The sequence below is a fragment of the Cyanobium sp. BA20m-p-22 genome, assembly GCF_024346275.1.
Classification (GTDB): Bacteria; Cyanobacteriota; Cyanobacteriia; order PCC-6307; family Cyanobiaceae; genus Cyanobium_A.
The window spans coordinates 1-9,496 of sequence record NZ_JAGQCQ010000131.1 but is presented as its reverse complement, the minus strand read 5'-3'; the positions used below and the strand labels follow the sequence as shown (position 1 = coordinate 9,496).

At 67.4% G+C, this 9,496-nt stretch carries 10 protein-coding genes and 1 tRNA gene; 8 read left to right on the top strand and 3 right to left on the bottom strand.

The window, feature by feature from the left end; translation table 11 throughout:
• Positions 1–1,383 (top strand): NFACT RNA binding domain-containing protein (locus tag KBZ15_RS12030; protein WP_255015443.1); only part of this gene is annotated, 1,383 nt, incomplete at its 5' end.
• Positions 1,380–2,195 carry a twin-arginine translocase subunit TatC gene (gene tatC, locus KBZ15_RS12025; RefSeq protein ID WP_255015442.1) on the top strand — a complete coding sequence of 272 codons (816 nt, stop codon included), beginning with the start codon at positions 1,380–1,382 and terminating at the stop codon, positions 2,193–2,195. The genes KBZ15_RS12030 and tatC, both read left to right, overlap by 4 nt.
• Before the next feature lie 25 nt (positions 2,196–2,220).
• Here the strand turns inward: tatC and KBZ15_RS12020 are convergent, their stop codons facing one another.
• Complete coding sequence (locus tag KBZ15_RS12020; RefSeq protein WP_197153556.1) at positions 2,221–2,562, bottom strand: DUF3067 family protein; 342 nt, start codon at positions 2,560–2,562, stop codon at positions 2,221–2,223.
• 156 nt (positions 2,563–2,718) lie between these two features.
• Here KBZ15_RS12020 and petC point away from each other — a divergent pair, with 156 nt between their 5' ends.
• The 4 genes from petC to cobM are packed head-to-tail and all read left to right on the top strand — an operon-like array spanning position 2,719 to position 5,879.
• Positions 2,719–3,279: a cytochrome b6-f complex iron-sulfur subunit gene (petC, locus tag KBZ15_RS12015; RefSeq protein ID WP_254931447.1), complete on the top strand. Its 561-nt coding sequence runs from the start codon at positions 2,719–2,721 to the stop codon at positions 3,277–3,279.
• Positions 3,280–3,325: 46 nt separating this feature from the next.
• Positions 3,326–4,261 (top strand): cytochrome f, encoded by a 936-nt coding sequence (petA, locus tag KBZ15_RS12010; protein WP_197148416.1) that lies wholly within the window; start codon positions 3,326–3,328, stop codon positions 4,259–4,261.
• Entirely contained in the window at positions 4,258–5,118 is an 861-nt protein-coding gene (gene lgt, locus KBZ15_RS12005; RefSeq protein WP_255015444.1) for a prolipoprotein diacylglyceryl transferase, read from the top strand. Before petA ends, lgt begins: the two co-directional genes overlap by 4 nt.
• Positions 5,115–5,879 (top strand): precorrin-4 C(11)-methyltransferase, encoded by a 765-nt coding sequence (gene cobM, locus KBZ15_RS12000; protein WP_255015441.1) that lies wholly within the window; start codon positions 5,115–5,117, stop codon positions 5,877–5,879. Before lgt ends, cobM begins: the two co-directional genes overlap by 4 nt.
• On the opposite strand, the gene KBZ15_RS11995 is transcribed toward cobM, so the two are convergent.
• Complete coding sequence (locus KBZ15_RS11995) at positions 5,841–7,319, bottom strand: FAD-dependent oxidoreductase (protein ID WP_255015440.1); 1,479 nt, start codon at positions 7,317–7,319, stop codon at positions 5,841–5,843. The two genes, cobM and KBZ15_RS11995, sit on opposite strands and share 39 nt — an antisense overlap.
• Before the next feature lie 68 nt (positions 7,320–7,387).
• Between KBZ15_RS11995 and KBZ15_RS11990 the strand changes: the two genes are divergently transcribed.
• Positions 7,388–7,459 (top strand) — tRNA-Val (locus KBZ15_RS11990).
• A gap of 72 nt (positions 7,460–7,531) precedes the next feature.
• Entirely contained in the window at positions 7,532–8,272 is a 741-nt protein-coding gene (locus tag KBZ15_RS11985) for a helix-turn-helix domain-containing protein (RefSeq protein ID WP_255015439.1), read from the top strand.
• On the opposite strand, the gene KBZ15_RS11980 is transcribed toward KBZ15_RS11985, so the two are convergent.
• Positions 8,253–9,496: Ppx/GppA phosphatase family protein (locus tag KBZ15_RS11980; RefSeq protein WP_255015438.1), on the bottom strand; the 1,244-nt coding region annotated here is incomplete at its 5' end. The genes KBZ15_RS11985 and KBZ15_RS11980 overlap by 20 nt on opposite strands.

Below are 9,496 nucleotides of genomic sequence, written 5' to 3'. Positions count from 1 at the left end.
GGCTTCGCCCGGCGCCCTGGCGAGCCCGTGCTGGGCTGGCTGGTGGTGGAACTGATGGGGCGCCACAGCAACCTGCTGCTGCTGGATGGCGAGCGCCAGGTGGTGGCTCTGGCCCGCCAAGTGAAACCAAAGCAATCGCGCCTGCGGCCAATCGGCACGGGTGATCCATACCAGCCCCCGCCGCCCCTGGCCGGCGAGCCCCCGCGGCTTGAGGAGAGCTTCCAGAGCTGGCAGCGACGGCTGAGCCTGGTGCCCCTACCGCTGCAGCATGCCCTGCGGGACGCCTACCAGGGAATGAGCCCGGCCTTGCTGCGTCAGCTGCTGCCGCCGGGCTGGGGGGAGCTCGAGGTGGGCGGGCTCAGCCCAGCCCAATGGCAGCAGCTTTGGCAGCTCTGGCGCCAGTGGCTCGACGCCGTGGCAGGGGAGCAGTTCTGCTGGCAAATCGAGCCGCAGGGCGGCTACCGCTGCTGGGGCAAACCTTGCCCGCAGGAGCCCCTGGGGATCAACCGGGGCCTGGCCGCCTATTTCAGCGAGCAGCTGGAGGCCAGCGCCCTTCTGCACCAGCGCCAGCAACTGCGCCACCGGCTCGAGGCTGTGGCCGCCAAGGAAACCCGTCAGGCCTGGGAACAGGGGGCCCTGCTGGCGGCAGTTGCCGAGGCCGACGTCCTGCAGCATCAGGCCGACGCCCTTCTCAGCCAGATCCAACCCAGCCGCCAGTGCATCGACGCAGCCCAGAAGCTCTACAAAACCGCCCGCAAACGCCGCCGCTCCGTGGCGGCGATCACCCCGAGGCTGGAGCTGCACCACCAGCGGCTGGCCTGGTTGGAGGCGAGCCTCACCTATCTCGATCAGGCAGAAAGCCTCAACCAGGTGCTGGGCCTGGCCGCTGACCTAGAAACCCTGGGCGGTTTGCCTGGGCAGGGCAGTGGGTCTGGGTTAGGCAGTGGGTCTGGGCGCAGCGTGCCCCGCCGGGCCAGGCCCGGCTCCGCGGTCGAGGGCGTGCCCCAGCCCCTGGAACTGCACACCGCTTCCGGCCTACCCCTGCAGGTGGGGCGCAACCACCGCCAAAACGACTGGATCAGCCTGCGGCAGGCCCGCCGCGGAGATCTCTGGTTCCATGCCCAGGAAGTGCCGGGGAGCCATGTGGTGCTGAAGAGTTCCCAGCGGCTGGCCAACGAGGGCGATCTGCAGGCCGCCGCCGATCTGGCGGCCCACTTCAGCCGCGGCCGGGGCAACCTGCGGGTCCCGGTGGTGATGGTTCCCACCGAAGACCTACAGCGCATTCCCGGGGCCGCGCCCGGTACGGTGCGCCATCGGGGCGGCACCGTGCTCTGGGGCGAGCCCCAGCGCGCTCTTAGCCTGCTGGGGGAACTGTCAACATGAGCGCCGAATCCGATCCAGCCAAACCAGGGGTAGCGGATCTGCCCCAGCCAGCTCCGCCCCCCATCCGGCTGGCCAGCCAACCGAACCTCGAGGAGTTTCCTGGGGAGGTGGAGATGAGCCTGGTGGACCATCTCGAGGAGCTGCGCCGGCGGGTGCTGCGCAGCCTGCTGGCGGTGCTGCTGGGAGCAGCTGGCTGCCTGCTGGCAGTCAAGCCACTGGTGCGCCTGCTGGAAATGCCGGCCGATGGCATCCGCTTTCTGCAGCTGGCGCCAGGGGAATTTCTGTTCGTATCGCTGAAGGTGGCTGGCTACGCGGGGCTCAGCCTGGCCCTTCCCTACGTGCTCTACGAGGGACTGTCCTTTGTGTTGCCCGGTCTCAGCCGCAGGGAGCGGCGACTGGTGGCACCGGCGGTGGCGGGCTCAGCGGTGCTGTTTGCGGCCGGGCTGGCCTTCGCCTGGTGGGCCCTGGTGCCTGCGGCCCTGAACTTTCTGGTGAGCTACGGCGCTGACGTGGTGGAGCCGAGCTGGTCAATTGAGCGCTACCTGGATTTCGTGCTGCTGCTGATGGTGGCAACGGGCCTGGCCTTCCAGCTGCCCGTGCTGCAGCTGCTACTGGGTGCCCTGGGGCTGGTGCAGGCCAAGGCCATGATCTCGGGCTGGCGCTGGGTGGTGCTGGCAAGCGCCCTGGCCGGGGCCGTGCTCACCCCCTCCACCGATCCGGTGACCATGCTGCTGCTCTCCGGCGCCATCACGGCCCTCTACCTGGTGGGCATCGCCCTGGTGGCCCTGAGTGAAAGGCTGCGCCCCGCCTGAGCAGCCCGATTCAGAGCATCCCGACTTAGAGCAGAAACTCGCTGGCCCGCCCGGCAGGAATCTCTAGGGCCAATCCCATCGCCCGCCCCTGCCTGGGCTTGTCGGTGGTAGTGAGCAGCCAGTGCCGCACCTGGCCCGCCACCCCCAGACCATTGAGCAGCCCGCTGAGCTCCTCCAGCTTGAGGAGATAACCCTCCTGGCTCAGCGGAAAGGACTGCTGCTCCAGGTAGGCCCACATCACCTGCAGATAGATGCGGCCCCGCCGTTGCACCAGCTGAAGGTCGTAGGAAACCTGCCAGCGGGCCAGCAACAGGTCCCAAACCTCCTGGCCCGAGAGAGTTCCATCGCCTTCGCCGGGAACCGGCATGGGGCTGGGAGGCAGGGGCAGACCAGGGCTCACGCGACGCTGGCGGCAAGGGATTGCACAACAGCATGTTGCAGCCACCGCTGAGAGGCCCCAGGCGGGCTCCTGGCCGCACAGGCAAGGTTCATAATGGGCAACACGTTGTCCCGGCAAGCCGACATGACCCAGCTGCCTGCGAGCGCTTCCACTGGCGCCTCAAATGGTGATGTCCCCGGAATGGGTCGTCGGCAGTTCATGAATCTGCTGACCTTCGGGTCGGTCACTGGCGTGGCCCTGGGCGCCCTCTATCCGGTGGCCCGCTACTTCATCCCCCCCAAGGCCGCCGGCAGCGGCGGCGGCACCACCGCCAAGGATGAGCTGGGCAACACCGTTACGGCCAGCGGCTGGCTCAGCACCCACAAGGAAGGCGACCGCAGCCTGGTGCAGGGACTCAAGGGTGACCCCACCTACCTGCTGGTGGAGGGCAGCGATGCCATCGGCAGCTACGGCATCAACGCCATCTGCACCCACCTGGGCTGCGTGGTGCCCTGGAACAGCGGCGCCAATAAGTTCATGTGCCCCTGCCACGGCTCCCAGTACGACGCCACCGGCAAGGTGGTGCGCGGCCCGGCCCCGCTCTCCCTGGCCCTGGCCCACGTTGCGGTGGAAAACGACACCGTCTTCATGAGCCAGTGGAGCGAAACCGACTTCCGCACCGGCGACAAGCCCTGGTGGGCCTGATCCTCCGATCCCCGTTTCCCCTTCCCGTCTGTCGCCTGATCCCGTGATGCGTCGTTCCCTCTCCCTGCTGTTCGGCTCCCTGATCGCCTTTGCCGTGCTTTTGACCGGCGCCAGCCCCAGCTGGGCCTACCCCTTCTGGGCCCAGCAGAACTACGCCAGCCCCCGGGAAGCCACCGGCAAGATCGTTTGCGCCAACTGCCATCTGGCCAAGAAAGCCACCCGAATCGAAGTGCCCCAGGCCATCTTCCCCGACACCGTCTTCAAGGCGGTGGTGGAGATCCCCTACGACACCAGCGTGCAGCAGGTGTCCGGTGACGGCAGCCCCGCAGGCCTGAACGTAGGTGCGGTTGTGATGCTTCCCGATGGCTTCACCCTGGCCCCCCAGGACCGGCTCAGCGATGAATTGAAGGAGGAGACAGCGGGCATCTACTACACCCAATACTCCGACGACCAACCCAACATCCTGCTGGTTGGTCCCCTCCCGGGCGATCAGCACCAGGAGATCGTCTTCCCGATCCTCTCCCCCGATCCCGCCACCGACAGCAGCATCCACTTCGGTAAATATCAAATCCACGTGGGCGGCAACCGGGGCCGGGGCCAGGTGTACCCCACCGGTGAAAAGAGCAATAACGGTGTGTTCAATGCGCCTGTGACTGGCAGCGTTTCGGCCATCAGCGCCGGAGACAATGGCTCCTCCCTGGTGGAGATCACCGCCCCTGATGGCAGCACGGCCACCGAAACCGTGCCCGCCGGCCCCTCCCTGACGGTCGCCGTGGGCGATGCGGTCACGGCCGGTGCGGCCATCACCAACGATCCCAACGTCGGCGGCTTTGGCCAGCTCGATGCGGAGGTGGTGCTCCAGAACCCGGTGCGGATCTACGGGCTGCTGGCCTTCTTCGCCGCCATCGCCCTGGCCCAGATAATGCTGGTGCTCAAGAAGCGTCAGGTGGAGAAAGTCCAGGCAGCAGAAGGCATCGTCTGAGCAGCGTGCTTGCCATCTTCACCTCCCCGGGGCCCCTGGTTTTCCAGCTGGGTCCCATTGCCTTGCGTTGGTATGGTCTGCTGATCGCCATCGCCGTGCTGCTGGGTCTCACCCTGGCCACCAGGCTGGGCCGGGCCCGCGGCATCGAACCTTCCCTGATCGCAGACCTGCTGCCCCTTTTGGTGCTGGGGGCGGTGCTGGGTGCCCGGCTCTATTACGTACTCCTGGAATGGCGCCAATACGGCGGCAACTGGCTCGATGCGCTGGCCATCTGGCGCGGCGGCATCGCCATCCACGGCGCCCTGCTCGGTGGCAGCCTCGCTGCGGTGCTTTTCTGCCGCTGGCGCAGGCAGCCCTTCTGGCCCCTTTTGGATGTGTTGGTGCCCGCGGTCGCCCTGGGCCAGGCCATAGGCCGCTGGGGCAACTTCTTCAACTCAGAAGCCTTCGGGCTGCCCACCGATCTGCCCTGGAAGCTGTTCATTCCACTGGCGCTGCGGCCCAGCGAATTTCTCGACCAGGCCTACTTTCACCCCACCTTCCTCTACGAATCCATCTGGAATCTGGGGGTTTGCGTCCTGCTGTTGCTCCTGTTCCGCGCCGCCAGCAGGGGCAGCATCCAGCTGTTGCCAGGGACCCTCAGCTGCGTCTATCTGCTTGCCTACAGCAGCGGCAGGGTTTGGATCGAGGGGTTGAGGACCGATCCCCTCTGTCTGCTCGCCGCCCCGCCCTTCTGTGAGGGCGGCCTGCGCATGGCCCAGCTCGTGAGTTTGCTGCTGATCGGCCTGGGCGGTGCTGGCCTCTGGTGGTTGTACGGCCGCCACCGCCCCCTACCCGACCCCAGTGGAGTTTCCGCTTGACCAGCCCTACCGTTTGGATCGTCGGTGCGGGCCCAGGCGCCCCCGACCTGCTCACCCTGCGCGCGGCCAGGCTGCTGGAGCGGGCGGAGGTGCTGGTGTGGACCGATTCCCTGGTCAATCCCCAGATCGCTGCCCTGGCTCCGGCGAGCTGTGAACAGGTGCGCACCAGCAGCCTCACCCTCGAGCAGGTGCTGGCGGTGGTGCTGGATCGGGCCCGCGCCGGCAAGACCGTGGTGCGGCTCCACGACGGCGACCCCTGCCTCTACGGCGCCATCGCCGAGCAGATCTGCCGCCTGGCCGATGCCGGTATCGCCGTGGAGGTGGTGCCGGGCCTGAGTGCATACCAGGCTGCCGCCTCGGCCCTGCAAAGCGAACTCACCATCCCCGGGCTGGTGCAGACGATCGTGCTCAGCCGCACCGGTGGCCGCACTGGCGTGCCCGAGCGCGAGGCCCTGGAGCACCTGGCGGCCCTGCGGGCCTCCCTCTGCCTCTATCTCAGCGCCCGCCATGTCGAGGAGGTGCAGGCCGAGCTGCTGCGCCACTACCCAGCCGACACCCCCGTGGCGATTGGCTACCGGGTGAGCTGGCCCGACCAATGGCTCAGCGTGGTGCCCCTGGCCCAGATGGCCCAGGTGAGCCGCGAACGGGGCCTGATTCGCACTACCCTATATGTGGTGAGTTCTGCCCTGGCGGCGCCGGCCGAAGCCCGCTCCAAACTCTATTCAGCCAGCCACAACCACCTCTTCCGCGGCGGCATCTGAGACCCTCTCGCCGTAGAGCTCCCGGGCCAGCCGGTCGCGATCAAACCGGCAACCCAGCCGCGCGGCGATGGCCGCCACATCCCGGGCCCCATTGCCCAGGCAGCAGGTGCCGCCGGGAGAGGGGGTGACGTTGAACACCAGGCCCGGGCGGGCGGCGATGCTGACCTCGCCCAGCATCAGCTTGCGATTTGCCTTGTCAATCAGCTGGGGACGCACGCCCCCATAGCCCTCCGCGAAGCTGAGGTCGCCCAGCTCCATGCTGGGCACGATTTTGCGGGCATCAGCCAGAAACAGGCGCCGCCGCAGCCAGGGCACCTCAAACAGCAGGTTTTTAAAGATGTAATTGCGGATGTCAGCGGTGCGCAGCAACTGCCAGAACACCGCGAGCACGGCCCAATCCAGCCGCAGCACCTGCAGGAACTCCCAGAACGAGCCCGGCTTATAACGCTCCAGCAGCGGCAGCAGCAGGGCCGTGGGGCCGAAGCGGGTCTTGCCGGGGGCTCGCACATCCGGGTCGCCATGGATGGCGGCGAAGGGCAACTTGTCGTTCTGAACCGTGTACACCTTGCCCTGGAGCAGGTCGGGGGTGAAGTAGAAGCTGCCGGCCACCGGCAGGCAGGAATACTCCAGGCCAAAACCCATCCGTTGGGCCATCAGCAGGCTGTGGGCGCCGGCATTCACCACCACATGGCGAGCCCGGACACTGCGGGGGCCCTGGCCTGCAGCGCTGGTGCATCCGGCGGTGGCAACCAACTCCACCCGATAGCCCTCACCCTCCGGGCTGATCGCGGCCACACTGGTGCCGAGCTGGAGGCTGAGCTGGCGGCCGCTGCTGACCAGTGCCTGCCTGGCCTGGGCCACAAAGGAGGCCGAGAGCTCCTCGTAATCCACCGCGGTGTAGGTGCTGCGAATACCGATGGCCACCAGCTCCTCTGGGCGCATTTGGCCATTGACAAAGCCCACCTGGGGCTCCCAGCTGGCTATCTGCTGCTTGTCGAGCAGCTCCATGGCGGGGAAGTGGGGCGAAAAGCGCTCAAAACGCTCCCGCAGAAAGGCGCACTCCCGCTCGCCCACGCCGAGCACCATCTTTGGGGTGCGAAACACGCAGCGCTTGCGGGTCTCTGGATCGAGCAGATCGGCGTAATGGACGATCATCTCTGCCGTGCGCTTGACCAGCAGGGCCTTCTCCAGGGTGTAGTTGGTCTCGATGTCGCCGCAATGGATCGTCTGGCTGTTGTTGGAGGCCTTGGAGTTCACCCGGGCCAGGGCGTCATAGCGCTCCACCAACAGGAGGCGATCGAGGTCCGTGTAGCGGGCCAGCTCGAACAGCAGGGCCGTGCCGCACACGCCGCCACCCACAATCAGCACGTCAACGTCAAATGGGGCCGGGCCGCCAGAAGGGGCCAGGGGCGACTCAGTTCCAGGGGGTTGGGCGCTCACGCGATGCGGCTGGCTCTGCCCCATGGTGGCCGATGGGCTGCCTGCGGTGTTTTAGGCTCAGGGAGTGCGGGCGATTAGCACAGCGGTAGCGCACTTCCTTCACACGGAAGGGGTCACTGGTTCGAATCCAGTATCGCCCATCTGAGCAGGGTTGATGTCAGACCCCCAACCAGCAGGCAGAATTGCTGTAGCTATTCGCCGCCCTGAGCCAATTGCCGGCCCCCTCCCCCAACAGCGCGACTGGCGGCCTTTCAGCCCTAGGGGAGGCCCTCCGCCAAGGCCGCGAGGCCCAGGGTCTCAGCATTGCCGAGCTGGCTGGTCGGCTCAATATGGGCCTGGAGCAGCTCCAGGCCCTAGAGGCTGCTGATACCAGCCGCCTGCCCGAAGCCGTATTCGTGATCGCCCAGGCCCGCAGGGTCGCTTCCAGCCTGGCAATCGATATCAGTGGCCCCCTGCAGATGCTGCGCGCCAACGGGCCATTCCAGCCCCAGGCCGCCAGGGCTCAGACCGCGCTCGCCCCAGGGCCAGCTGGCCCCCGCCCAAGCCCACAGATCCTGGGGCCTCTGGCCCTGGCCGCAGCAATCCTGGCTGGGGTAGCAACGGGAGGGGTATTACTGCGCCAGCAATGGTTGCAGCAGCGGGCCCAGCCTGGGCCTGCCGGCAGCCCCATCCCTGTCCCAACGACAGCCCAACCTGCGGCTGTCGCCACTAGCAGCCCGGAGCTTGTGCTGCGCAGCCAGGAGCCCAGCTGGCTGGAGGTTAAGGCCGAAGCAGGCAAGGTCCTCTTCCGCGGCACCTTCAGCGGCGAGCGTCGCTTCCCCCTAGGAGGCGAGCTGCAGGTGCTCGCCGGGCGCCCCGACCTGGTGCAGGCCCAGCTGGGCACAGCAGCGAGCCGGGTCCTGGGCCCGATCGATCAGGTGCGCTGGCAGCGTTTTAATGCTCCGGCACCCTGAGTTCCAGGCCGCAGGAATCCCGCACCACATCAGCGCAGGCCTGCAGGCTCCAGCGCTCCAAGCTGAGATCCACCTGCGGCTGCCCGGGGGCAGCCGCCACGGGTTGCAGAACGATGCCGACGGCGCCTTCATGCCGTTGCACCTGGAACGCGGCGATTACCGGTGCCGGCCGGCGGTCTAGGGCGGCGGCCAACCGCAGCAGCAGGGCCATCGAACTCACCGTGCGCCGCTGCTCGCGGCCCTCGATCAGCTGCCATGACTCATGCCGTTTCTTCGGCAAGCTGCGCCGGTGATAACGGCCGATCGCCGCCACCATCAGGTGCTCCAGCTCGGAGTAGCCGAGTAGCTCGCCATGGCGAATCAGATACCAGCTGTGCTTGTGGTAGCTCGAAATATTGATGCTCTTGCCGCAGGTGTGCAGCTGGGCGGCGGCCCAGAGCAACTCCCGGCCTGGGCCGTCGTCTGCGTGGAGCAGACCGCGGGATTGGTCGTAGAGGCTCAGGGCGTGAGCCGCGACCCGATCGGCCCGGGAGGGGTCAACGCCAAAACTCTGGGCCAGGTGCAGAACCGTGCGCTCCCGGATCGTGCTCTGGAAGGCGAAGCGATCGTCCAGTAGCCCATTGCGCAGCATCCAATCGACAATCAAACCCTCCCGCAGGGCCCGATCACACACCACCAGCTCCCGCACCTGCAGCATCGCCATGGCGGTCTGCAGGATCAGCGCCCCGGGCACGATGATTTCGGAGCGCCGCTCATTGATGGCGCTCAAGGCCCGGCGCTGCTCCGAGGTCATCGCCAGCAGCCGGGCGGTGAGCTGGTCGATGCGCTCCCGGCTGAGCCGGTAACCATGGAGCTTGAGCGGGGGTTTGGGGTCTTCGGCCGCCGCCAGGGCCGCCAGGGCCATCGCCGTGCCGCTGGTGGCCACCATCAGCGGCTGCTCACCGGGCCGCAGGGCCGCCTTCACTTCGGCAACGGCCGGATCCAGGGCCCCCTGGATATAGGCCTGCAAAAATCCCCGGCGATAGGCGGGGAGCGGGTCCTGCTGGCAGAACTCCCGCTGCAGCCGCACCGCGCCGATACGGGTGCTGCTGAGGCAGCGGGCATCTTGACCGTCGGCCAGCACCAGTTCGGTGGAGCCGCCACCAATATCGATGATCAGGTGGGGCCGGTCGGCAAAGGCCATGCCCGAGAGCACCCCCAGATAGATCAGCCGGGCCTCCTCCG